The sequence below is a fragment of the Citrobacter sp. C1 genome, assembly GCF_014596895.2.
Lineage (GTDB): Bacteria > Pseudomonadota > Gammaproteobacteria > Enterobacterales > Enterobacteriaceae > Citrobacter > Citrobacter gillenii.
Map to the genome: position 1 here is coordinate 15,782 of NZ_CP115035.1, position 22,566 is coordinate 38,347.

Annotated in this window: 22 protein-coding genes; 12 read left to right on the forward strand and 10 right to left on the reverse strand. The window is 54.8% G+C overall.

Features of this window, described 5'->3' with window-relative positions; translation table 11 throughout:
* Positions 1-3: 3 nt before the first annotated feature.
* Positions 4-1,341 (reverse strand): D-serine transporter DsdX, encoded by a 1,338-nt coding sequence (gene dsdX, locus IB214_RS00080; protein WP_096759009.1) that lies wholly within the window; start codon positions 1,339-1,341, stop codon positions 4-6.
* 241 nt (positions 1,342-1,582) lie between these two features.
* Between dsdX and dsdC the strand changes: the two genes are divergently transcribed.
* Together dsdC and IB214_RS00090 are read left to right on the forward strand one after the other, a co-directional pair.
* A complete protein-coding gene (gene dsdC, locus IB214_RS00085; RefSeq protein WP_096759010.1) occupies positions 1,583-2,509 on the forward strand; it encodes a DNA-binding transcriptional regulator DsdC in 927 nt (308 codons plus the stop codon).
* Between the two features lie 81 nt (positions 2,510-2,590).
* Positions 2,591-3,673: a cellulase family glycosylhydrolase gene (locus IB214_RS00090; RefSeq protein ID WP_117342594.1), complete on the forward strand. Its 1,083-nt coding sequence runs from the start codon at positions 2,591-2,593 to the stop codon at positions 3,671-3,673.
* Here the strand turns inward: IB214_RS00090 and emrD are convergent.
* From emrD to tisB, 3 genes are all read right to left on the reverse strand, one after another.
* Positions 3,600-4,784: a multidrug efflux MFS transporter EmrD gene (gene emrD, locus IB214_RS00095; RefSeq protein WP_096759012.1), complete on the reverse strand. Its 1,185-nt coding sequence runs from the start codon at positions 4,782-4,784 to the stop codon at positions 3,600-3,602. The genes IB214_RS00090 and emrD overlap by 74 nt on opposite strands.
* 208 nt (positions 4,785-4,992) lie before the next feature.
* Positions 4,993-5,853: a DMT family transporter gene (locus IB214_RS00100; protein WP_117342593.1), complete on the reverse strand. Its 861-nt coding sequence runs from the start codon at positions 5,851-5,853 to the stop codon at positions 4,993-4,995.
* Between the two features lie 92 nt (positions 5,854-5,945).
* A complete protein-coding gene (tisB, locus tag IB214_RS00105) occupies positions 5,946-6,035 on the reverse strand; it encodes a type I toxin-antitoxin system toxin TisB (protein ID WP_115257124.1) in 90 nt (29 codons plus the stop codon).
* Positions 6,036-6,558: 523 nt separating this feature from the next.
* On the opposite strand from tisB, the gene ivbL reads away from it, so the two are divergent.
* The 9 genes from ivbL to nepI all read left to right on the forward strand — a co-directional run bounded on the left by ivbL (position 6,559) and on the right by nepI (position 15,786).
* The gene (ivbL, locus tag IB214_RS00110) at positions 6,559-6,657 is read left to right on the forward strand and encodes an ilvB operon leader peptide IvbL (RefSeq protein ID WP_096759014.1); all 99 of its coding nucleotides are present in this window, start codon (positions 6,559-6,561) and stop codon (positions 6,655-6,657) included.
* Between the two features lie 105 nt (positions 6,658-6,762).
* Entirely contained in the window at positions 6,763-8,451 is a 1,689-nt protein-coding gene (ilvB, locus tag IB214_RS00115) for an acetolactate synthase large subunit (protein WP_117342592.1), read from the forward strand.
* Positions 8,452-8,454: 3 nt separating this feature from the next.
* Positions 8,455-8,745, forward strand: coding sequence for an acetolactate synthase small subunit (gene ilvN / locus IB214_RS00120; RefSeq protein ID WP_115257126.1), 291 nt, complete (start codon positions 8,455-8,457; stop codon positions 8,743-8,745).
* 154 nt (positions 8,746-8,899) lie between these two features.
* A complete protein-coding gene (gene uhpA, locus IB214_RS00125) occupies positions 8,900-9,493 on the forward strand; it encodes a transcriptional regulator UhpA (RefSeq protein ID WP_096759017.1) in 594 nt (197 codons plus the stop codon).
* Positions 9,490-10,992 (forward strand): signal transduction histidine-protein kinase/phosphatase UhpB, encoded by a 1,503-nt coding sequence (gene uhpB / locus IB214_RS00130; RefSeq protein ID WP_117342591.1) that lies wholly within the window; start codon positions 9,490-9,492, stop codon positions 10,990-10,992. The genes uhpA and uhpB overlap by 4 nt, the downstream gene beginning before the upstream one ends.
* Before the next feature lie 9 nt (positions 10,993-11,001).
* Positions 11,002-12,330, forward strand: coding sequence for an MFS transporter (locus tag IB214_RS00135; protein ID WP_096759019.1), 1,329 nt, complete (start codon positions 11,002-11,004; stop codon positions 12,328-12,330).
* A 142-nt stretch (positions 12,331-12,472) separates the two neighbouring features.
* Positions 12,473-13,864 carry a hexose-6-phosphate:phosphate antiporter gene (gene uhpT, locus IB214_RS00140; RefSeq protein WP_096759020.1) on the forward strand — a complete coding sequence of 464 codons (1,392 nt, stop codon included), beginning with the start codon at positions 12,473-12,475 and terminating at the stop codon, positions 13,862-13,864.
* A gap of 145 nt (positions 13,865-14,009) precedes the next feature.
* A complete protein-coding gene (locus IB214_RS00145; protein ID WP_096759021.1) occupies positions 14,010-14,462 on the forward strand; it encodes a DUF1198 domain-containing protein in 453 nt (150 codons plus the stop codon).
* A 130-nt stretch (positions 14,463-14,592) separates the two neighbouring features.
* Entirely contained in the window at positions 14,593-15,786 is a 1,194-nt protein-coding gene (gene nepI, locus IB214_RS00150; RefSeq protein ID WP_117342590.1) for a purine ribonucleoside efflux pump NepI, read from the forward strand.
* A 125-nt stretch (positions 15,787-15,911) separates the two neighbouring features.
* Here the strand turns inward: nepI and IB214_RS00155 are convergent, their stop codons facing one another.
* From IB214_RS00155 to IB214_RS00175, 5 genes are all read right to left on the reverse strand, one after another.
* Positions 15,912-17,288: a carbohydrate porin gene (locus IB214_RS00155; RefSeq protein ID WP_117342589.1), complete on the reverse strand. Its 1,377-nt coding sequence runs from the start codon at positions 17,286-17,288 to the stop codon at positions 15,912-15,914.
* A 206-nt stretch (positions 17,289-17,494) separates the two neighbouring features.
* Positions 17,495-17,797, reverse strand: coding sequence for a PTS lactose/cellobiose transporter subunit IIA (locus IB214_RS00160; protein WP_008786514.1), 303 nt, complete (start codon positions 17,795-17,797; stop codon positions 17,495-17,497).
* Positions 17,798-17,809: 12 nt separating this feature from the next.
* A complete protein-coding gene (locus IB214_RS00165) occupies positions 17,810-19,192 on the reverse strand; it encodes a glycoside hydrolase family 1 protein (protein ID WP_115257131.1) in 1,383 nt (460 codons plus the stop codon).
* A 20-nt stretch (positions 19,193-19,212) separates the two neighbouring features.
* Positions 19,213-20,544, reverse strand: coding sequence for a PTS sugar transporter subunit IIC (locus IB214_RS00170; RefSeq protein ID WP_096759028.1), 1,332 nt, complete (start codon positions 20,542-20,544; stop codon positions 19,213-19,215).
* A 12-nt stretch (positions 20,545-20,556) separates the two neighbouring features.
* Entirely contained in the window at positions 20,557-20,871 is a 315-nt protein-coding gene (locus tag IB214_RS00175; RefSeq protein ID WP_096759495.1) for a PTS sugar transporter subunit IIB, read from the reverse strand.
* Positions 20,872-21,163: 292 nt separating this feature from the next.
* Between IB214_RS00175 and IB214_RS00180 the strand changes: the two genes are divergently transcribed.
* A complete protein-coding gene (locus tag IB214_RS00180) occupies positions 21,164-22,111 on the forward strand; it encodes a LacI family DNA-binding transcriptional regulator (RefSeq protein WP_117342588.1) in 948 nt (315 codons plus the stop codon).
* 36 nt (positions 22,112-22,147) lie between these two features.
* Here IB214_RS00180 and IB214_RS00185 read toward each other — a convergent pair whose 3' ends face one another.
* Positions 22,148-22,441 carry a YicS family protein gene (locus tag IB214_RS00185; RefSeq protein ID WP_115257133.1) on the reverse strand — a complete coding sequence of 98 codons (294 nt, stop codon included), beginning with the start codon at positions 22,439-22,441 and terminating at the stop codon, positions 22,148-22,150.
* Positions 22,442-22,566: the final 125 nt, after the last annotated feature.

Sequence of the window (22,566 nt, forward strand, 5' to 3'; positions counted from 1 at the left end):
CGCTTAGATGATAAAGGAAAGCAGGAATGTGCACGCGAGTGCAATCACCGACGCGATAAATGTCGCGGTCGTATAGTATTTAAACGTCTCATTCAGGGTAGCGCCGCAGTACTGCTTCACCAGCCAGAAGAGGGAATCGGTGACGATTGTGCAGCCAATCGCGCCGGAACCGATGGCAATGGCAATGATCTCCGGGCTGACGTTGGGATAGAGCGGCAGCATGGGTGCCACAATTGCCGTTGCGCCCATCATCGCCACCGTGGCAGAACCCACCGCAGCGTGCAGGATCAGCGCCACCAGCCAGGCCAGCAGAATCGGGTGCATATGCATGTTTGAAAGAATCAGCGCCAGCGTATCCGCCAGTCCGCTGCTCTTCAGAATGGCGTTGAACGCGCCACCCGCACCGATAATCAGCAGGATGTTGGCAATGGATCCAAAGCCATTTTCAGTATGGGTCAACAGTGCGCCCATGCCGATATGCTGGCGCAGACCGAGAATGTAATAGGCCACAAACACGGCGATAAACATGGCGGTGATCGGGTTGCCGATAAACTCCAGCAGCGTATACACCGCGCTGCCTTTCGCCATATTCAGTTCAGCGACGGTTTTCATCAGCATCAGGCCAATCGGCAACAGCACGGTAAACAGCGTGGCACCCAGCGACGGCAGCGTGTTTTCGTCGCGTACCTTCAGGTCGGAAAACTCAGCCGGTACCGGTTTAAACGGCAGACGATTGCCGAGGAATTTCAGGTACAGCGGCCCGCCGATCAGCGACGCCATCAGACCCACCAGTAAACCGTAAACGATCACTGTACCAATATCGGCACCCAACTTGTTCGCCACGAACAGGGCCGCCGGATGTGGTGGGACGACGCAGTGCACCGCCATCAGTGCTGTACACAACGGGATCGCCAGCTTCAGCAGCGAGGTATTGGTTTTTTTGGCGATAGAAAACGCCAGCGGAATCAACAGCACCACGCCGACTTCAACAAACAGCGTGATCCCGCAAATCAGACCGACCAGCACCATAATGACGTCAGCGGAAAGCCAGCGGCAGCGCTGTAGCGTCAGGCCGATGCGTTCTGCCGCGCCGGACACTTCCATCATTTTTCCGAGAATAGTCCCCAGACCGATAACCGCGGCGAGGAAGCCCAGCGTACCGCCGATACCACTCTCAATGGCATTGACCATATCCAGTGGACCCATACCCATCATCGTTCCCACAAAGAAGCTGGCTAACAGCAGCGCCAGAAACGGGTGGAATTTGAACTTCACGATGGTCAAAACGATCAACACGATGCTTATCAACAACGTGCTCACAACCCAGATTTGAGAGTGCATATCTCACCTTGCCCTGTGATTAACCTGACTTTATAGCCTGGGTCTATTGGACAAAAATAAGGCACTCGCTGACAAACGATAAAAATCCTCTTTCACATGAGTCAGATTGAATCAAATGGGTGATTTACCTCTAATAATGGCCTAATAATGCGATATGGTTCACTCTGACTCATCTTTGCGCTGATTTTTACAGCGGTTTTTTTTACACTTCGGGGAAAGATTCAGGATGAAAGAGGTGAGTATGGATCCCGTACGCGAGGTCAGAAATCGGCTGCTCAATGGCTGGCAACTGTCAAAGCTGTATACCTTTGAAGTGGCGGCCAGGCATCAGTCGTTTGCGCTGGCAGCAGACGAACTGTCGTTAAGTCCCAGCGCCGTCAGTCACCGTATTAATCAACTGGAAGAGGAACTGGGCATCCAGTTGTTTGTCCGTTCACATCGCAAAGTCGAACTCACGCACGAAGGCAAGCGGGTGTTCTGGGCGCTGAAATCTTCTCTGGATACGCTTAATCAGGAAATTCTCGATATCAAAAACCAGGAGCTGTCCGGGACGCTTACCGTCTACTCGCGGCCCTCCATCGCCCAGTGCTGGCTGGTTCCCGCGCTCGGCGACTTTACCCGTCGCTATCCGTCGATTTCACTGACCATGCTGACCGGGAATGACAACGTCAATATGCAGCGTGCCGGTATTGACCTGGCCATCTATTTTGATGATGCGCCGTCTGCGCAGCTCACGCATCATTTCCTGATGGACGAAGCGATCTTGCCGGTGTGCAGCCCGGATTATGCCCGCCGCCATGATCTTACCGACGCGCGGGTGAACCTGTCGCACTGCACGTTGCTGCATGACAGGCAGGCGTGGAGTAATGATTCAGGGACCGATGAGTGGCACAGCTGGGCGCAGCATTTTGCAGTGAATTTGCCGACATCATCGGGCATTGGCTTCGATCGTTCCGATTTAGCGGTGATTGCCGCCATGAACCACATCGGCGTGGCGATGGGGCGCAAGCGGTTGGTACAAAAACGCCTCGATAGTGGAGAACTGGTCGCTCCCTTTGGTGATATGGCGCTGAAATGCCATCAGCATTATTACATCACTACGCTACCTGGCCGGCAGTGGCCGAAAATCGAGGCGTTTATTGGCTGGCTGCAGGAGCAGGTAAAATAATCGAGGTGAGCCTCGAATATTTTTACGCTTTCTCTCTACACCCGGCGTCAGAAATCATGCTAAATACGTGAATCACACCTGATGATTTACCTGAGGATCACCGTGTTAAAGCCGCTTGCTTCTCTGTTGCTGCTCGCCAGCGCCACTGTCTATGCGGCACAACCTCCGCTGACGGCAGCACACTACGCCCAACAACTGGGTGTGGGGATGGACGTGGATTGGGCGCGCACCGAACGGGGCATCCGCGAGTTTGACCCGCTGGTGGTAAGAGATTTCCAGGCGAAGGGGCTCGCCCATGTGCGTATTCGCGTGGCCGGAGAACCCACTGAGGCCCGGCTTATCCATCTGCGTAAGCTGGTGGAAGCCTGTGAACACTATGGAGTGATCCCGATTATTGCTTATCAGGCGGACGAGTATAAAAAAGACCCCAGCATCAGCAATGAAAAAGAGGTGATTAACTGGTGGGTGGCCGTCGCGCATTACTTTGGTCAAGGCTCGCCGTTACTGGGTTTTGACCTGATCTACGAACCTGCTGATAAGCTCAATCACAATCAGGCGTCGCTCAATCGGGTGTATGACAAAACGATTCGTATGATTCACGCTATCGATCCCCAGCGTATGATTTTTGTCGCCCCCCGTCTGCGCGCCGCGCCGGAAGAATTGCCGAGCCTGAAGCTACCGCCGCAAAGTCAGAACACCGTGCTGGCCGAGTGGCATGTCTTCCCGTGGGGGCCGCTAAAAAACAACAGTAAGTATCCGTGGACGTCGGGTACAGCGGCAGAAAAGACGGCGATTCGCGCCCGCATTAACAGCGCTGTTCACTGGCAGCAGAAGACCGGTCATGTCAGTTGGGTCGGGGGATGGGCGCCGGGAGAGACGATCAAAAATGTGCCTTCGGCCTCGCAGATGGCGTTTGCCCGCTTTATGGCCTGTGAGCTGAAAAAAGCAAAAATTCCCTATGCTATCAATGCAGATACGCAGTTTTATGATGGCGAGGAAGGGGCCTGGCGTCCGGCGCTGGAACCGTTGCTGAATACGATGATTGCGCCTGAATGTGAAAAGCCCGGCGAGAAACCGGGCCATCACACGCTTAAACCGCCTGCTCCTGATGAGACACGCGTGACGCCAGCGGCAACCAGCACACCAGAATCAGCACACCCATAAGGGTCATCAGCAGACCCAGGCTAGCCTGTCCGGTCTGAGGCATCATCGCGGAAAGCCACGCCAGCACGCCGGAACCAATATTTTGCAAACCACCCACCAGCGCCCCGGCGGTACCTGCCAGGAACGGGAAGGGTTCCATCGCGCCGCTGGTGGCGAGCGGGAACAGCATCCCGGCACCAAAGAAGAACAGCGCGGCGGGGATCAGTAACGTCCAGACGTTCATCACGTCAAGCAGGCCCGGGATCCACATCATCAAACCAGCCACCAGGCAGCAGATAACCGACTGCCACATCAACGTTGAGAAGCGCTTGTTCGGGCGACCGGCGAACCACGCACCGAAAAACGCCGCCGGGATCGGCAGAATAAACAGAATACTGACCGCCATGCTGCTCAAGCCTAATCCTGCGCCCAGCAATACCCCGGAGCAGGCTTCGAAGACGGCAACGCCTGCCAGTCCGCCGATGAGCATCAGTACGTAACAGGTGAATGCGCCGTTGCCAAACAGGGTTTTGTAGCTGGCGATAAGCCGTGGGCGCGGCGCACCTGCAGGACGCGTTTCCGGCATCCAACGCGCCATGCTAAACGTCACGCCTGCGCACAGAATCAACAGGAAAATATAGCAGGCACGCCAGTTCCACATCGTGTCCAGTACGCCGCCAATCAGCGGCGCTAACAGCGGGCTGACAAGAATACCCATGTTTAACAAACTGTTAGCGTGACGTAGCTGGGTACCTTCATACAGATCGCGCGGTAAGGTTCGCGCCATTACGCCGCCGACGCCCGTTCCCATTCCCTGAATGGCGCTGGCGATAATCAATACCGTCAGGCTATGGGTAGTAATGGCGACCAGCGTAGCCAGCATAAAAATAGACATTCCGGTGAGGATCACCGGACGGCGCCCTACCCGGTCGGAAAGGGGACCGTAAACCAGCTGCGACAAGCCGTAGGTCAGCAGGTAAGCCGCCATTACACTTTGCACCGCCCCTTCGCGAACGTTGAGTTCACGCGCCATATCGGCAATGGCGGGGATATAAATGGTTTGAGCCATCTGGCCTACCGCCACCAGGAGTACCAACATCAACAACAAATTGACGCTTCTATGCCTTTTCATTTCGCTGATTACTTTTAAAAAAGAGAAAAAAGAAGAATAAGGTGCTGAATATTCCGCTAAATGCGCGTGGAATCTACCACATTAAAAAAAGAAGACCATATTGATCACTACAAAGGCGGGAAGGGAAGCGGCAGGAAATGTAAACAAATAGCGGCAATAAATGTTGCCGGAATGCATCCGACTATTCTGGAGGATGGAGAAGGCGCGATCACGACAAACGGAGCAAAATCGCCCCGGCGGCAATCCCGGCAGCAGCAAAAATGCGTATACCGGCGACTTTTTCTTTCAGTATCAGCCAGGCGAGCAAGGCACCAAACAGGATTGACGTTTCCCGTAACGCGGCGACCACTGCCAGCGGGGCCTGTGTCATTGCCCACAGTGCCAGACCGTAAGATCCCATGGTGCCGATACCGCCCAAAATGCCTTTCTTCCATTGCTGCGCCAGATAGCGTGATGCCTCCCGGCGTCGGGCGATCATCGCCCAGGTGAGCAGACAAGATCCGTTGAGAAAGAAGGTCCACAGCGTATAGCCCAACGCGGTCTCTGAGAGTCGTACCCCGGTGCCATCCACCAGCGTATAGCCAGCAATAAAGCAGGCGTTAATTAACGCCAAAACAATTCCCTGCTGTGAGCTGCTGCGCCCGTTAAACGCCATGCCGAGGATTGCCATACAGATGGTGGCGATACCCACCCAGGCGAGCATTGACAGACTATCGCCGAGAAACAGAACGCTGATGATCGCGACCAGCAGCGGGGCAGTACCGCGCATTAAGGGATAGGTCTGGCTCATGTCCGAGACCTGATAGGTCTTGGCGACCAGCACGGTATACACCACCTGTAACGCGGTTGAGACCGCTAAGTACGGCAGGCTGGCTGCTGAGGGATGAGGTGCAAAAGGCAGAAAAATCAAGGCCATGACTGCAGCCGATCCGCTGACGCTAATGGCGGAGTACAACTTGTCGTTTCCTGCTTTTACGATAGCATTCCAGCTGGCATGGAGCAGTGCGGCGAACAGCAAAATGCAGAAAACAGAAAGCGTCATAGCGGTATTCGTCCCTGATAGCGTCATAAAAACGTAACATATTGTCGAGCTACGCGCACCTGGGTAACGGTGAAAGGGGAGTGGTTACCCACTCCCCTTTAGTGCGACTTGAAACTGAGTTATTTAATGTACTTCAGAACAGCATCAAGCAGTTGCAGTGCAGCAACAATGAGTTTCAGGATAAGAATGGTGATATCCACGAGGCTCATACGCTCTCCTTTTGGTACAAGGAGCACGGTGCTGGCGTACCTCGCCGCTGCCTGTTGCCAGCACCTTTGTTGACATAACACAGTGTGCTCTCACGGGGGTTAAGGCGCTGACGGCACCACCCGTTTCAGCCAGGACTTTTTTGCGCCGGTTTACTCTGCGGCCCCCGCATAACACATTGCGTACGGTGACATTATAGATAAATACTGTATAAATGAACAGTATTTTATGGACGTAATGCTATGACTGAATCATACTAAAAAACGTCAAAATTCGTGCCGAAATTGCGTGTTCTTCGTAGAACGCGTATACTTTTGGCGTTGACATAACACAGTGTGTCCAGCGGAAACCAACCGCACAACGCTGATGAAAACCTCGCTCCGGCGGGGTTTTTTGTTTTTGCACAACATACAATGAAACGTGATCGTTGACTCATTTTTACGCAGATGAAAATTTTTCCATTGTCACGCTGAAAAACCTGTGTTTGTATAAATCCTGTTAACCAACAAACAGACAAGGCCCCTAATGAACCCTTCCATGCTGACAGCGACCCTACTAAAAACTGCGCCATCTCGCGCAGTGGTCGTCGTGCGTGTGGTGGTGGTCGTCGGCAATGCGCCGTAGGGTCCGGAACACACGATTCCAAAACCCCGCCGGCGCAAACCGGGCGGGGTTTTTCGTTTAAGAGACCCACCCGGATACGCAGGCCCAGAATAAAAGGACTGGAGCATGGCAAGTTCGGGCATAACATCCAAGCGTACGCGCTTTACGGGCGCAGAATTCATCGTTCATTTCCTGGAGCGCCAGGGCATTACGGTGGTCACCGGTATTCCGGGCGGCTCGATTCTCCCCGTCTACGACGCTTTAAGCCAAAGTACGCAAATCCGTCATATCCTGGCGCGTCACGAACAGGGCGCGGGGTTTATCGCCCAGGGCATGGCGCGAACCGATGGCAAACCTGCCGTGTGTATGGCCTGTAGCGGGCCGGGGGCCACCAATCTGGTGACGGCTATTGCCGATGCGCGACTGGATTCCATCCCGCTGGTGTGTATCACCGGTCAGGTTCCGGCCTCGATGATTGGCACCGACGCCTTCCAGGAAGTCGATACCTACGGCATTGCGATTCCCATCACCAAGCACAACTATCTGGTCCGCCATATCAATGAATTACCCCAGGTTATGAGCGATGCCTTCCGCATTGCGCAGTCAGGCCGTCCGGGCCCGGTGTGGATAGACATTCCTAAAGATATCCAAACCGCCGTGTTTGAGATTGAATCATTGCCTGCACCGGCTGAAAAAGCACCCGCGCCAGCCTTTAGCACGGAGAGCATCCGCGATGCCGCTGCGATGATTAACGCGGCCAAACGCCCGGTGCTGTATCTTGGCGGCGGAGTCATTAACGCCCCTGAGCGGGTGCGTGAGCTGGCAGAAAAAGCGACGTTGCCCACCACCATGACCCTAATGGCGCTCGGCATGCTGCCAAAAGCGCATCCACTGTCGTTAGGTATGCTGGGGATGCACGGCGCGCGCAGCACCAACTTTATTCTGCAAGAAGCGGATTTATTGATCGTTCTGGGAGCCCGTTTTGATGACCGGGCGATCGGTAAAACTGAGCAGTTCTGCCCGAATGCAAAAATCATCCACGTGGATATCGACCGCGCGGAGCTGGGTAAAATCAAACAGGCGCATGTGGCGATTCAGGCGGATGTAGATGAGGTACTGGCACAGTTAATCCCGCTGATTGAAGCGCAACCGCGTGAAGCCTGGCATCAGCAGGTGTCCGACCTGCAGCAAGAATTTCCGTGCACCATCCCACAGGAAAAAAATCCGCTCAGCCATTATGGGCTGATTAACGCGGTTGCTGCCTGTGTGGACGACAGCGCGATCATCACCACCGACGTCGGTCAGCATCAGATGTGGGCGGCGCAGGCTTACCCGCTGAACCGTCCGCGGCAGTGGCTGACTTCCGGCGGCCTCGGTACCATGGGGTTTGGCCTGCCTGCGGCAATTGGCGCGGCGCTGGCGAACCCGGATAAAAAAGTGCTGTGCTTCTCCGGCGACGGCAGCCTGATGATGAATATTCAGGAAATGGCCACCGCCAGTGAGAATCAGTTGGATATTAAAATCATCCTGATGAATAACGAAGCGCTGGGGCTGGTGTATCAGCAACAAAGCCTGTTCTACAAACAGGGCGTGTTTGCTGCCACCTATCCGGGGATGATTAACTTTATGCAGATTGCCGCCGGTTTCGGTCTCGACACCTGCGATTTAAACCACGAAGCCGACCCGCAGGCGGCATTGCAGGCGATTATCGATCGTCCGGGACCGGCGCTGATCCACGTGCGTATCGATGCGGAAGAAAAAGTGTATCCGATGGTGCCGCCGGGCGCGGCAAATACAGAGATGGTGGGGGAATAAGCTATGCAACAGCAGACTCATGACAACGTAATACTTGAACTCACCGTGCGTAACCACCCCGGCGTAATGACTCACGTTTGTGGCCTGTTCGCCCGTCGCGCGTTTAACGTGGAAGGCATTCTCTGTCTACCGATTCAGGACAGCGACCAGAGCCGCATCTGGCTACTGGTCAACGATGACCAACGTCTGGAACAGATGATCAGCCAGATTGATAAACTGGAAGATGTGGTGAAAGTCGCGCGCAACCAGTCCGACCCGTCGATGTTTAACAAGATAAGCGTGTTCTTCGAGTAATCCGTTCAATGCTTGAACGATGAAGTGTATATCGTTAAGGTAAGCGCCTTTGCCGGAGGGCGGCGTAAACGCCTTATCCGGCCTACCACGGCTCCTGCCCGTAGGCCTGATAAGCGTAGCGTCATCAGGCATCCCACACGCCAGGACAACATTCATGACAACCATTGCACTGATAGACGATCACCTTATCGTCCGCTCCGGCTTTGCGCAGCTGCTGGGGCTTGAACCCGATTTGCAGGTTGTGGCTGAGTTTGGTTCAGGCGCTGAGGCGTTGGCGGGATTGCCTGGCCGCGGCGTGCAGGTGTGCATTTGCGATATTTCGATGCCGGATATCTCCGGGCTGGAGCTGTTAAGCCAGCTCCCCAAAGGGATGGCGACGATTATGCTCTCCGTGCACGACAGCCCGGCGCTGGTGGAACAGGCGCTAAACGCCGGGGCGCGCGGCTTCCTCTCCAAACGCTGTAGCCCTGATGAGCTGATTGCAGCAGTACATACTGTAGCAACAGGCGGCTGCTATCTCACGCCGGATATCGCTGTCAAACTGGCGGCAGGGCGTCAGGATCCGTTGACCAAGCGAGAGCGTCAGGTGGCGGAAAAACTGGCGCAGGGCATGGCGGTGAAAGAGATTGCCGCCGAGTTGGGCCTGTCGCCAAAAACGGTGCATGTGCACCGCGCTAATCTGATGGAAAAACTGAACGTCAGTAACGACGTTGAGCTGGCTCGACGGATGTTTGACGGCTGGCAATGAATACCTTTTTTTCTCGCTTAATCACCGTTGTCGCCTGCTTCTTTATCTTCTCCGCTGCCTGGTTCTGCCTGTGGAGCATTAGCTTGCATCTGGTGGAACGCCCGGAGCTGGCGGTACTGCTGTTCCCGTTTGGCCTGCGGCTGGGGTTGATGCTGCAATGTCCACGTGGCTACTGGCCGGTGCTGCTGGGCGCGGAATGGCTGCTGATTTTCTGGCTGGCGCAGGAAGTGGCGCTGGCGCACTTCCCCCTGTTGATGACCGGTAGCCTGCTGACGCTGCTGCCTGTGACGTTGATCTGGCGCTATCGCCATCAGCGCGACTGGCGTGCCTTGTTGTTGCAGGGAGCGGCGCTGATTGCCGCGGCGCTGTTACAGTCGCTGCCGTGGCTGGGGCAGGGCGAAGTCGCGTGGACTGCGCTGCTGCTGACCCTGACCGGTGGACTGACGCTGGCCCCTATTTGTCTGGTGTTCTGGCACTACCTGACCAGCACTACCTGGCTACCGCTCGGCCCGGCGGTGGTCTCCCAGCCGGTGAACTGGCGTGGGCGACATCTGGTGTGGTACCTGCTGCTGTTCAGCGCCAGCCTGTGGTTGCAGTTGGGCTTGCCGGACGAGCTTTCGCGCTTTACACCGTTTTGCCTGGCGCTGCCGATCATCGCACTGGCCTGGCATTATGGCTGGCAGGGCGCGCTGATTGCCACGCTGATGAACGCCATCGCGCTGATTGCCAGCCAGACCTGGCACGATCATCCCGTTGATTTACTGCTCTCGCTGCTGGCGCAAAGCCTGACCGGGCTGCTGCTCGGTGCGGGGATTCAGCGTCTGCGAGAACTCAACCAGTCGCTGCAAAACGAGCTGGCGCGTAATCATCGGCTGGCAGAACGCTTGCTGGAAACCGAAGAGAGCGTGCGCCGCGATGTGGCGCGCGAACTGCATGACGATATCGGCCAAACCATCACCGCCATTCGTACTCAGGCAGGTATCGTTCAGCGGCTGGCCCCGGAGAATGCGGGCGTGAAGCAAAGCGGGGCGCATATCGAGCAGCTGTCATTGGGCGTCTACGATTCGGTGCGTCGCCTGCTTGGGCGGTTACGCCCACGCCAGCTCGACGATCTGACGCTGGAACAGGCTATTCGCTCGCTGCTACGCGAAATGGAACTGGAAAGTCGCGGCATCGTCAGCCATCTCGACTGGCACATCGATGAGTCGGCACTCAGTGAAAGCCAGCGGGTGACGCTGTTTCGCGTCTGTCAGGAAGGGCTGAACAACATTGTGAAACACGCCAACGCCAGCGCGGTGACGCTTCAGGCCTGGCAACAGGACGAGCGGTTAATGTTGGTGATTGAAGATGACGGCTGCGGTCTGCCGCCGGGCTCGAATCAACAAGGATTTGGCCTGACCGGCATGCGTGAGCGCATTACGGCCCTTGGCGGATCGCTCTCGATTTCCTGCACGCATGGCACGCGCGTCAGCGTGTCGTTGCCTCAGCGCTACGTGTAAGGAGTATTGATGCTGACGTTTTTTAAAGCCCCGGCGAATGCGCCGCTTATCACTGATAAACACGAGGTTGATGCCCGTTACCGCTACTGGCGGCGTCATATCCTGCTGACCATCTGGCTTGGCTATGCGCTGTTTTATTTCACGCGTAAAAGCTTCAACGCCGCGGTGCCCGATATCCTTGCCAGCGGCGTACTCACCCGCAACGATATTGGCCTGCTGGCAACGCTGTTTTACATCACCTATGGCTTGTCGAAGTTTGTCTCCGGTATCGTCAGCGACCGCTCCAACGCCCGCTATTTTATGGGCATCGGGTTGATTGCCACCGGGGTGGTAAACATCCTGTTTGGCTTTTCCACTTCGCTGTGGGCGTTTGCCGTACTGTGGGCGCTGAATGCCTTCTTCCAGGGCTGGGGGTCGCCGGTGTGCGCCCGTCTGTTGACGGCCTGGTACTCGCGTACTGAACGCGGCGGCTGGTGGGCGCTGTGGAACACCGCGCATAATGTTGGTGGGGCGTTAATTCCGATGGTGATGGCCGCCGCCGCGCTGCACTACGGCTGGCGGGCCGGGATGATGATTGCCGGGACGATGGCGATTGTGGTTGGCATTTTCCTCTGCTGGCGACTGCGTGACCGCCCACAGGCTATCGGCTTACCGCCGGTTGGCGACTGGCGGCACGACGAGCTGGAAATCGCCCAACAGCAGGAAGGGGCGGGGCTGACCCGCAAAGAGATCCTCACTAAATACGTGCTGCTGAACCCGTATATTTGGCTGCTGTCGCTGTGCTATGTGCTGGTGTACGTGGTGCGTGCGGCGATCAACGACTGGGGCAATCTGTACATGTCGGAGACGCTGGGCGTTGATTTGGTCACCGCTAATACGGCGGTCACCATGTTTGAACTCGGTGGGTTCATTGGCGCACTGGTGGCGGGTTGGGGATCGGACAAACTGTTTAACGGCAACCGTGGGCCGATGAACCTGATTTTTGCCGCCGGGATTTTGCTCTCCGTCGGCTCACTATGGCTGATGCCGTTTGCCAGCTATGTGATGCAGGCGGCGTGCTTCTTCACCACCGGATTCTTTGTCTTTGGCCCGCAGATGTTGATCGGCATGGCGGCGGCGGAGTGCTCGCACAAAGAGGCGGCGGGCGCGGCAACCGGGTTTGTTGGGCTGTTCGCTTATCTCGGCGCATCGCTCTCCGGCTGGCCGCTGGCAAAGGTGATGGAAGTCTGGCACTGGACCGGGTTCTTCGTGGTGATCGCCATTGCGGCGGGTATTTCCGCCCTGCTGTTGTTGCCGTTTTTAAACGCTCAGGCGCCGCGCAACGTCAGCGAAGCGTGATGCACCTCACCTTTTTGACCTGAGTGGGGAAAAACTAAGAAATTTTCCCGGTTCCGCCTGGACGCTGTCTCAGGCGTCTCTGCCGACTGATTTTTACAATGCCTGCTATTCGCAGGTATAAAAATTAGCTCGGGAGTGTCCTATGCTGGCCTTTCTAAACCAGGTGCGCAAGCCGACCCTGGATTTGCCGCTCGATGTGCGGCGCAAAATGTGGTTCAAGCCGTTCATGCAGTCTTACCTGGTGGTTTTCATCGGCTACCTGACCATGTACCTGATCCGCAAAAACTTCAACATCGCGCAGAACGACATGATCACCACCTACGGGCTGAGCATGACGCAGCTGGGGATGATTGGCCTGGGCTTCTCCATCACCTATGGCGTGGGTAAAACGCTGGTCTCCTACTACGCTGACGGTAAAAACACCAAGCAGTTCCTGCCGCTGATGTTGATCCTCTCGGCCATCTGTATGCTCGGCTTTAGCGCCAGCATGGGGCCGGGCACAACCAGCTTGTACCTGATGATCGCCTTCTACGCGCTGAGCGGTTTCTTCCAGAGTACCGGCGGCTCGTGCAGCTATTCGACCATCACCAAATGGACGCCGCGCCGTAAACGTGGTTCCTACCTCGGTATGTGGAACATCTCCCATAACCTCGGCGGTGCGGGTGCGGCAGGCGTGGCGCTGTTCGGTGCTAACGTGCTGTTCGACGGCCACGTCATTGGGATGTTTATCTTCCCGTCAATTATCGCGCTGATCGTGGGCTTTATCGGCCTGCGCTTTGGTAGCGACTCTCCGGAATCTTACGGCCTCGGTAAAGCAGAAGAACTGTTTGGCGAAGAGATCAGCGAAGAGGACAAAGAGACCGAAGAAAACGAAATGACCAAATGGCAGATCTTTGTTGAGTACGTGCTGAAAAACAAAGTGATCTGGCTGCTGTGCTTCTCCAACATCTTCCTGTACGTGGTGCGTATCGGTATCGACCAGTGGTCTACCGTGTATGCCTTCCAGGAGCTGAAACTCTCTAAAGAGGTGGCAATTCAGGGGTTCACCCTGTTTGAAGTGGGCGCGCTGGTCGGCACGCTGCTGTGGGGCTGGCTGTCGGATCTGGCAAACGGTCGTCGCGCGCTGGTAGCCTGTGTCGCGCTGGCATTAATTATCGCCACGCTCGGCGTTTATCAGCACGCCAGCAACCAGTACGTTTACCTGGCTTCCCTGTTTGCCCTCGGCTTCCTGGTGTTTGGTCCGCAGCTGTTGATCGGCGTGGCGGCAGTCGGCTTTGTGCCGAAAAAAGCGATCGGCGCGGCCGATGGGATTAAAGGCACATTCGCGTATCTGATCGGTGACAGCTTCGCTAAGCTGGGTCTGGGGATGATTGCCGATGGGACGCCAGTCTTCGGCCTGACCGGCTGGGCGGGCACCTTCGCCGCGTTGGACACCGCCGCTATCGCCTGTATCTGCCTGATGGCTATCGTGGCCGTCTTCGAAGAACGTAAAATCCGTCGCGAGAAAAAAATTCAGCAGTTAAACATCGCTTAAGTGTGTAGTGGTAACGTTTTGCCCGCCTTTATGGCGGGCTTTTTTATGCCTTATGCGCCGTCCGGAATAGCGTTGACACGTTCGGCCGTCGACAGAGATGAAATTGCCGCTATGATGGGCGTCCTGTCGGGTAAGGGATGTGCGCATGATTTGGATAATGCTGGCCACGTTGGTGGTTGTTTTTATTGTCGGTTTTCGGGTGCTGACGTCCGGGGCGCGGCGTGCGGTTCGCCGGTTGAGCGAGCGTCTGGGTATTGATGTGATGGCGGTAGAATCGATGACCGATCAGATGGGAAAAGTGCAGGGTGAGGCGTTTTTACAGTACCTCCACCGACCTGACGAATCACATCTGCAAAATGCCGCACAGGTGCTGTTGATCTGGCAAGTCGTCATTGTCGACGGTAGTGAGCAGAATCTGCTGCAGTGGCATCGTTTGCTGCAAAAAGCCCGGTTGGCCGCGCCAATTACCGACGCCCAGGTGCGTCTGGCGCTCGGTTTTTTGCGTGAAATGGAGCCAGACCTGCAGGAGATAAATGCATTTCAAATGCGCTACAACGCCTTTTTCCTGCCTGAAGATGGTGTGCACTGGCTACACTGATATCAGATTTGTGATGATGGCTATTTGGCATCGCCGTCCGGCGGTGAAAGTTGTTAAAACGTTAAATACGTCACATTTTTAATGTTACACTGCGTAACTTTTCTACAATAATCCTACGCAGGTTACAAAATTGAGTGACGTTATTGAACAAAAATCCCGCGCAGAGGTGAATACCCGACCTAACTGGTCGGCGGTATTTGCCGTCGCGTTCTGTGTTGCCTGCCTGATAACCGTTGAGTTCTTGCCGGTCAGTTTGCTGACGCCGATGGCGCAGGACCTAGGCATTTCAGAAGGTGTTGCCGGGCAGTCGGTCACCGTGACGGCCTTTGTCGCCATGTTTGCCAGCTTGTTTGTCACGCAAATCATTCAGGCGACAGATCGTCGCTATGTGGTGATCCTGTTCTCAGTGCTGCTGACGCTCTCCTGCCTGCTGGTCTCGTTCGCCAACTCTTTTGCGCTGCTACTGGTGGGCCGTGCCTGTTTGGGGCTGGCGCTGGGCGGATTCTGGGCGATGTCGGCGTCGCTGACTATGCGTCTGGTTCCCGCGCGTACGGTGCCGAAGGCGCTGTCGGTTATCTTCGGCGCGGTCTCTATTGCTCTGGTGATTGCTGCACCGTTGGGGAGTTTTTTAGGCGGTATTATCGGCTGGCGTAACGTGTTTAATGCTGTGGCGGTAATGGGAGTGCTGTGCACCATTTGGGTGGTGAGATCGCTGCCTTCGCTGCCCGGTGAGCCGTCGCACCAGAAACAAAATATGTTCAGCCTGCTCCAGCGTCCGGGCGTGATGGCCGGCATGATCGCCATCTTTATGTCCTTTGCCGGACAGTTTGCCTTCTTTACCTATATTCGCCCGGTGTATATGAACCTGGCGGGATTTGATGTGGATGGTCTGACGCTGGTGCTGCTGAGCTTTGGTATTGCCAGTTTTGTGGGTACGTCGCTCTCGTCGATGATTTTGAAGCGCTCGGTGAAACTGGCGTTAGCCGGTGCACCGCTGGTGCTGGCGCTCAGCGCGCTGATCCTGATTTTTTGGGGCAGTGACAAAGTGGTCGCCGCAGGTATTGCGATTGTTTGGGGGCTGGCGTTTGCGCTGGTGCCGGTGGGATGGTCGACGTGGATCACCCGCTCGCTGGCCGATCAGGCAGAAAAAGCCGGATCCGTCCAGGTCGCCGTGATCCAGCTTGCCAATACCTGCGGGGCTGCGGTGGGAGGCTATGCGCTTGATAACCTCGGACTGCTGTCGCCCCTGATGCTCTCCGGCAGCCTGATGCTGCTGACGGCGCTAGTGGTGGCAGCGAAAGTGCGCATAAAGGGTATGCAATGATCCCAATATTCATTGCGGGACCGTCTACGTAGGCCGGATAAGGCGTTAACGCCGCCCTCCGGCATCGTGCCCGGTGGCGCGGTGCTTACCGGGCCTACGTAACGACGATAATGCATGATTCCTTATCAGAACCACGCTTCCCACATCGCGCCGAGGTTGAAGTCGTCCAGGGTTTCGTCTTTCGTGCCGTTGACGCGCACGGTGCGGTCGTTGTCCACTTTGCCGCCTGTCACGTAGAAGCGCAGCATGGGGCGGAATTCGGGTCCCATGGCGATCGACATGTTCTGCGACAGCGTCAGCTTCCAGCCGCTGTTATCCCCGCCGTTGTCGTAATCTACGCGCTGATAGCCCGCTTCCAGCCAGGTGGAGTGAACGTCGTTCCAGAAGTACATCGGGCGTACAATTGCACCGTAGTTCTTACGGTTATCACTTTTATCTGCGCTGTTGTCGTAGTCATGGAACGCCAGCAGGTATTCCACCTGCGCCTGGCGGGTAAACTTATGGCTCCCCTCGAAGCTGGCGTAAACCGTGGTCAGGTCGTCGGTTTTGTTGTAGACGCTGTTGTCTGAGTTATCCGAATAACGGGCGATCACCTTGTTCACGCCGCTGTCGTTGGTGTGGCTCAGCACAAAAGCGCCCTGCCAGGCTTTCAGACGGTCATCGCTCTCGACGGCCTTGGAGTCAAAGCCATAGTTGGCGTAGATCTCCAGGTCCAGCGGGCCGAGCTTCATATTGTGGATTTTTGACGTCACCGCGTAATTACCCTTATCGCCGGTGCCGGAGCCGCCGGTACAGGTAATGCGTGAAGGGTTAGCTTCGTCTTCCATGACTTCCGGGCTACACGATTCGACGGCGGCGACGGTGGCAACATCAAACTGTACGCCGCCAATGTCGAAGTTCTTCACCCCGGCGCCCTGGCCGTCGTGGTTCATCCAGAAGTAGTCGTTGATACCCTGTTGTGGACGCTGATGGAAGTCACGACCGGCCCAGATGTAGGCGTTCGGATTGGACTCCAGCACGTTGGTCACGCCCGCGTAGGCTTTTTTGAGGTTAACTTCGTCGCCCCAGTGGTCAATCATCACGTTGATATCCCAGATTGCGCCGTTGTCGCTTTTGAACGCTTTGGAGAGCTGGAATTCGCCACCGTTGCCTTCGTTACCCAGACGACCAATCGCGGATGCACCGTTATAGGACCCGTCAACGCCAACGTATTTCTGATCGCCACTCTGGAAGTGCGCGCCGTAACGGGCGTAGCCGCTGAACTTCACGCCGAACGGTATCGCCATATCCGGCGACTGCGCCGCGCTTTGCGGTTCGTTAATCACATCGGTTTTCTTCGCCACGGCAGCGTCCATTTTCGCCTGGCGTTCCGCCAGCGCTTTATCGACGGCTTTGGCGACGATGGCGTCGATTTGTTCCTGCGTAAATTCCTGTGCGAGCACAGAAATTGGGCACAGCGCGGCCACGACCGCCATGGCTAATGGAAGTTTTTTTATGTTCATGGTTATCTCATTTGACACTTAACCCTTCAGGTTGCCATTGGCATTCTGAATAAGCGTGTGTATTCATTTATTTTAAGATAATAACCATCCCGTCTCGGTTGAATTTGCTATCACCAAAACAAGTTGATTTGTTTGTTTTTTAATAGGTACAGAAATAATTTATTTAGTCGTAATAAATACTCCGTTCAGAAAATGTTATTTAGAAACTAACGTTGATACAGATGAATGATTTCTTCTGACAGTTCGCGGGCTAATAGCGACGTCATTAAGTGGTCCTGCGCATGCACCATAATTAATGTCATTGGTTGCCGGGCTTCCCCGGCGTCCTGTTCGATCAATTTGGTTTGCATGTGGTGAGCCTGACGGGCATAGCCGTCAGCCTCACGAAGCAGGCTTTTCGCTTCGTCAATGTTCCCGGCGCGCGCGGCGTGCAGTGCTTCGAAGCACAGGCTGCGTGACTGCCCGGCATTGACGATGATTTCCATTACTGCTTCTTCTAATGCAATCATGATGCTCTCTTTTTAATCGAATCCATTATTGGCGGCAGTTTTCGCAAACCACTCGCCGCTCTTTTTCACTGTACGTTTTTGCGTGGCTAAATCTAATTGGACAAAACCGTAGCGGTTTTTATATCCGTTAAGCCATGACCAATTATCAATAAAGGTCCACATATGGTAACCAAGGCAATGACAACCCTCGTTAATGCCTTTATGCAGCCATTTAAGATGTTCCGAGACAAACTCAATACGGTAATTGTCGTTAATCTGATTGTCCTGAATAAAACGCTGCTCGTTTTCTACACCCATGCCGTTTTCAGAAATAAAACAGCGCGGGTTGCCATAATTATCACGCAGATTCGTAATAATATCGTAAATGCCCGGCTCATAGATTTCCCAGCCACGGTATGGATTCATTTTACGTCCCGGCATTTCGTAATAATCAAACAGCGACTCTGGCATAAACGGCGCGTCAGGATTGACGGCGTTATCGCGGCATTTCACCCGGCGCGGTTGGTAGTAGTTAATGCCCAACAGGTCGATTTTACCCTCGGCGATGAGCTGGCTGTCGCCGGGCTGGCAGGCCGGTAGTTGATCGTACTGTTTCAACAGTTCCACCAGGTCCGCCGGATATTCGCCTTTTAATACCGGATCGAGGAAGCTGCGGTTAAACAGCAGATCCGCATGGTGTGCGGCTTTCACATCCGCCGGATTTTGCGAGCGCGGATAAGACGGCGTTAAATTCAGCACCACGCCGATTTCACCGTCATAGTTGCCAGCGCGATACGCACGGACCGCCGTCGAATGCGCCAGTACGGTGTGGTAAGCCACGGTTGCCGCACGTTTGAAATCCACCACGTTCGGGTAGTGGAAGTCATACAGATAGCCGCCTTCTACCGGGACAATCGGTTCGTTGAAGGTGAACCAGTGCTTCACCCGATTGCCGAACAAGGTAAAACACGTCTGGGCGTAGCGGCCAAAGGCTTCCACAACTTCACGATTTTCCCAGCCGCCTTTCTCCTGCATGACCATTGGCATATCGAAGTGAAACAGGGTGATAAAGGGCGTGATACCCTGCGCCAGCAGCTCGTCGATGACGTTGTTATAGAAATCGACCGCTTCGGGATTGACCTCGCCGGTGCCGTCCGGGATCAGGCGCGACCAGCTCAAGGATGTACGAAAGCTGTTGTGCTGTAGCTGTTTCAGCAGTGCGATGTCCTGTTTCCAGTGTTGATAAAAACCGGAGGTGTCTGCCGGGCCAACCCCCTGATGGAAACGACCTGGCTGACGGTCGAACCACACGTCCCATGTGGTCTGGCTTTTACCGCCGTTCAGGCTATCCCCTTCGGTTTGCAGCGCTGAGCAGGCACTGCCCCACCAGAAGTTTTCAGGAAAACGGTATCTCATTGTTCTGACTCCTTGATTCATTATGAGTTGCTACGGGCAGCGTTCGCCACGGAGACGGCATCCTGGGCTTTTTGCTCTTCGGATTTCATCAAAGAACGTTCGTACGCACGCAGGAAAGGCAGGTACATCAGCGCCGACATTGCCATGCAGATAAAGCACATCACCACCGGACTTAATGCCCAGTTCGCAGCCCAGGATGCCCCAATTGGCGCTGGCGTGGTCCACGGGGTTAACGACACGACCTGGGCTATCCAGCCGAGCTTGGTAGCGCTATAGGCCAGTACGGCGTTGATCATTGGAACGCAGACGAACGGGATGAACAGCATCGGGTTCATGATGATCGGCGCACCAAACAGAATAGGCTCATTAATATTAAAGAAACTAGGCACAATTCCCATTTTGCCGATGGTGCGCAGGTGGGCGACGCGGCTGCGCAGTAGCAGGAACGCCAGCGGTAAGGTTGAGCCCACGCCGCCAATCAACAGGTAGTGATCCCAGAAGCCTTGCAGATAAACGTGCGGCAGCGCCGCACCTGCCGCCAGTGCCGCCTGGTTAGCGGACAGGTTTGCCATCCAGAATGGGTTCATGATGCCGGTGACAATCAGTGCGCCGTGGATTCCCGCAAACCAGAAAATCTGGCACAGCAGGACGGAAAGCAGAATCGCTGGCAGCGAATCAGAGGCGGAAACCAGCGGTTCCAACAGGTGCATAATCGCCTGCGGAATGATCATCCCGGTTTGTGCTTCGATAAACAGGTTCAGCGGATGCAGGGTGGCAATTACCACCAGCACCGGAATCAGGATCTCAAATGAACGCGCGACGCCGGTCGGCACTTCTTTTGGCAGGCGGATTGTCACGTTATTCTGCTTCAGCCAGGCATACACGCGGGTGGAATAAATGGCGGTAATCAGGGCGGTAAAAATTCCCTGACCGGAAAGATACTGGGTCGAGATTTTTCCGTCGGCATAAGGCGCTGCTACCAGTAGAAATGCCATAAAAGCCAGCAGCCCGGACATAATTGGGTCGAGATTAAACTGACGGCCAAGGCTGGCGCCAATGCCAACGGAGATGAAGAACGTCATAACACCCATGCTGAGGTTGAACGGCAGCATTAACTGTTCACGGTAGGTGGCAGAAAAGTCGAGCCAGCCACGGGCAAAGCTGTTGGTGGTTTCGGCAGAGAACGGAGGGAAAATAAACACCAGCATGAACGAGCCGATGATCATAAACGGCAGCGCCGCCGTAAAACCGTCACGAATCGCAATCACATACTTTTGCTGCCCCAGTTTTCCGGCGAGCGGGGTGATGGATTGTTCAATGACGGCAACCATTGACTGATATAACGAACTCATATTGATACCTTTCTAGTGTGCCGCTTCAATCAGCGACAGGGCATAATCCAGCACTTTGTCACCGCGTTGCATACCGTAATCCATCATATCTATGGCTTTTACGGGTACACCCTGGGTGGCAGCCTTTTCTGAGAGCGTAGTAAGCATGTACTTTACCTGGGGGCCGAGCAGCACCACCTGATAATTTGGAAACTGTGTGTCAAATTCGGCAACACCGTATGCATCAATCTTCACGGGCAACCCGCGCGTTTCCGCTTCTTCAACCATTTTGCGAACCAGCATGCTGGTGGACATCCCTGCAGAGCAACACAACATAATCCTGAACATGGTGAACCATCCTTTAAATGTAAAAACATATTGCGAGTCTGATTTGATATCATACGGAAACCGGTTTCCATCCATCGCAAACAGAACTGTGACGGCCATCAAGATCTTATTGTTATAAGGCTAATTATTTGAATCTGGCTCACGAAATTCGGCAATTTGATCTCTTTTTGAGTCAAAATGGAAAATCGGTTTCCATGAAAAACGGAAACAGATATACTGCGAGTGGCGATTATTTAAGCCAGTGTTAAATACAGGAAGGAAAGGGCCAGGCGGGTCCTGTCAGGGGAGAATGATGTCTACTATCAACGATGTATCGCGTCTGGCCGGGGTGTCAAAGGCCACGGTGTCACGCGTGTTGAGCGGTTCACGTGGTGTCAAAGATGCCAGCCGTCTTGCCGTGCTGAAAGCGGTGGATGAACTGAACTATCGCCCGAACGTGATTGCACAGTCGCTGCTGAGTCAGTCTACCGGCTGTATTGGGGTGATTTGCGCGCAGGATAACATTAACCAGACTACCGGCTATCTCTACGCGCTGGAAAAACACCTTAGCCAGCATCAAAAGCATCTGTTGTTGCGTTTTGCCAATAGCAAAGCGGAAGTGATGAACGCCCTGGATGAATTAAGCTGTGGGTTGTGTGATGACATATTGATTATTGGCGCGCGGTTCCCGCTGAGCATTAGCCAGGAGAATGTCATTCTGGTGGATTGCCTGGACTCTGGCGATGACGTCAACAGCATTCAGTTTGATCACGCGTTTGCTACCGAAACAGCCTGTAACTACCTGATAAGCCAGAACCGACGCCAGATTGCACTGATCCACCCGGACGGTATGGGGTTCTCGGATCAGGTGCTGCTGGGCTACAAGCATGCGCTGGAAAAAAACTTCCTGCCGTTTAACCGCAATCTGGTGTTTATGGAAGCCACGTCGTCCTCCGTGGCATTGCAGGAGCTGCTCAATAACGCGTCAACGCTCAATTTTAACGCGCTGCTGGTGGCGGACGAACAGCAGGCCCAGCGGGTTATCCCGCAGCTGCAGGCGTTTAATAAATCGGTACCGGGAGACATTATGGTCTTTAGCCTGGCCGGTTCGCTGCATCTACCGGGCATTCCAACTATCCCGGCCATTGAGTATTCAATGGATGCGATGGCGGCACGCATTGTCAGTTGGCTGAACGAGAAAACCCAGAACGTGCTGGGTTCATACGTGCTGCGTGGCGACCTCATTATTCCTCAGCGTTAACCGTCTTAATCAGGCGTGAAGCCATGCGCTTCACGCCTAGATATCCGGGCATTCCACTTTGCCCAGCGCATCCCAGTAGTTATTCTGATTACTCCTTTGTATTGCCAAAATGGCCTCGCGAATGTGCTGTTGATTACGCGTATCAGACATAATGGTTTTTTCCCATACTTCATCCGACGGCGACCCTTGTGGGGTACAAATTTTACGTAAGTCCTTTAATACGGTGTTTTTTTCGTGAACTGCCTGTAGAGAACCGTAAGCCGAGTCGGCCTGCGCCAGACCCGGCAGCGTGAAAAGGACGGCAATAATCGGAAAAACGGCTCGTTTCATGATAATAATCCTTGTTGTCGATGCGCATCATCTCAAGAGTAAGTGTAGACGCCATAAGGCTCACTCATCAGCCTGTGTTAATGTCTAAAACCTAATCAGCCAGAAGTTGTAGTTTTTCAGGAGGA

What these genes read in the sequence shown, in the direction of transcription:
- dsdC (WP_096759010.1), top strand. Translation starts at nt 1,583, where the DNA reads ATGGATCCCGTACGCGAGGTCAGAAATCGGCTGCTCAATGGCTGGCAA.
- ilvB (WP_117342592.1), top strand. Translation starts at nt 6,763, where the DNA reads ATGGCAAGTTCGGGCATAACATCCAAGCGTACGCGCTTTACGGGCGCA.
- IB214_RS00135 (WP_096759019.1), top strand. Translation starts at nt 11,002, where the DNA reads ATGCTGACGTTTTTTAAAGCCCCGGCGAATGCGCCGCTTATCACTGAT.
- IB214_RS00180 (WP_117342588.1), top strand. Translation starts at nt 21,164, where the DNA reads ATGTCTACTATCAACGATGTATCGCGTCTGGCCGGGGTGTCAAAGGCC.
- IB214_RS00145 (WP_096759021.1), top strand. Translation starts at nt 14,010, where the DNA reads ATGATTTGGATAATGCTGGCCACGTTGGTGGTTGTTTTTATTGTCGGT.
- uhpB (WP_117342591.1), top strand. Translation starts at nt 9,490, where the DNA reads ATGAATACCTTTTTTTCTCGCTTAATCACCGTTGTCGCCTGCTTCTTT.
- IB214_RS00100 (WP_117342593.1), bottom strand. Translation starts at nt 5,853, where the DNA reads ATGACGCTATCAGGGACGAATACCGCTATGACGCTTTCTGTTTTCTGC.
- IB214_RS00165 (WP_115257131.1), bottom strand. Translation starts at nt 19,192, where the DNA reads ATGAGATACCGTTTTCCTGAAAACTTCTGGTGGGGCAGTGCCTGCTCA.
- IB214_RS00160 (WP_008786514.1), bottom strand. Translation starts at nt 17,797, where the DNA reads ATGATTGCATTAGAAGAAGCAGTAATGGAAATCATCGTCAATGCCGGG.
- ilvN (WP_115257126.1), top strand. Translation starts at nt 8,455, where the DNA reads ATGCAACAGCAGACTCATGACAACGTAATACTTGAACTCACCGTGCGT.
- dsdX (WP_096759009.1), bottom strand. Translation starts at nt 1,341, where the DNA reads ATGCACTCTCAAATCTGGGTTGTGAGCACGTTGTTGATAAGCATCGTG.
- ivbL (WP_096759014.1), top strand. Translation starts at nt 6,559, where the DNA reads ATGAACCCTTCCATGCTGACAGCGACCCTACTAAAAACTGCGCCATCT.
- tisB (WP_115257124.1), bottom strand. Translation starts at nt 6,035, where the DNA reads ATGAGCCTCGTGGATATCACCATTCTTATCCTGAAACTCATTGTTGCT.
- IB214_RS00185 (WP_115257133.1), bottom strand. Translation starts at nt 22,441, where the DNA reads ATGAAACGAGCCGTTTTTCCGATTATTGCCGTCCTTTTCACGCTGCCG.
- IB214_RS00155 (WP_117342589.1), bottom strand. Translation starts at nt 17,288, where the DNA reads ATGAACATAAAAAAACTTCCATTAGCCATGGCGGTCGTGGCCGCGCTG.
- IB214_RS00175 (WP_096759495.1), bottom strand. Translation starts at nt 20,871, where the DNA reads ATGTTCAGGATTATGTTGTGTTGCTCTGCAGGGATGTCCACCAGCATG.
- IB214_RS00090 (WP_117342594.1), top strand. Translation starts at nt 2,591, where the DNA reads ATGATTTACCTGAGGATCACCGTGTTAAAGCCGCTTGCTTCTCTGTTG.
- uhpT (WP_096759020.1), top strand. Translation starts at nt 12,473, where the DNA reads ATGCTGGCCTTTCTAAACCAGGTGCGCAAGCCGACCCTGGATTTGCCG.
- IB214_RS00170 (WP_096759028.1), bottom strand. Translation starts at nt 20,544, where the DNA reads ATGAGTTCGTTATATCAGTCAATGGTTGCCGTCATTGAACAATCCATC.
- uhpA (WP_096759017.1), top strand. Translation starts at nt 8,900, where the DNA reads ATGACAACCATTGCACTGATAGACGATCACCTTATCGTCCGCTCCGGC.
- emrD (WP_096759012.1), bottom strand. Translation starts at nt 4,784, where the DNA reads ATGAAAAGGCATAGAAGCGTCAATTTGTTGTTGATGTTGGTACTCCTG.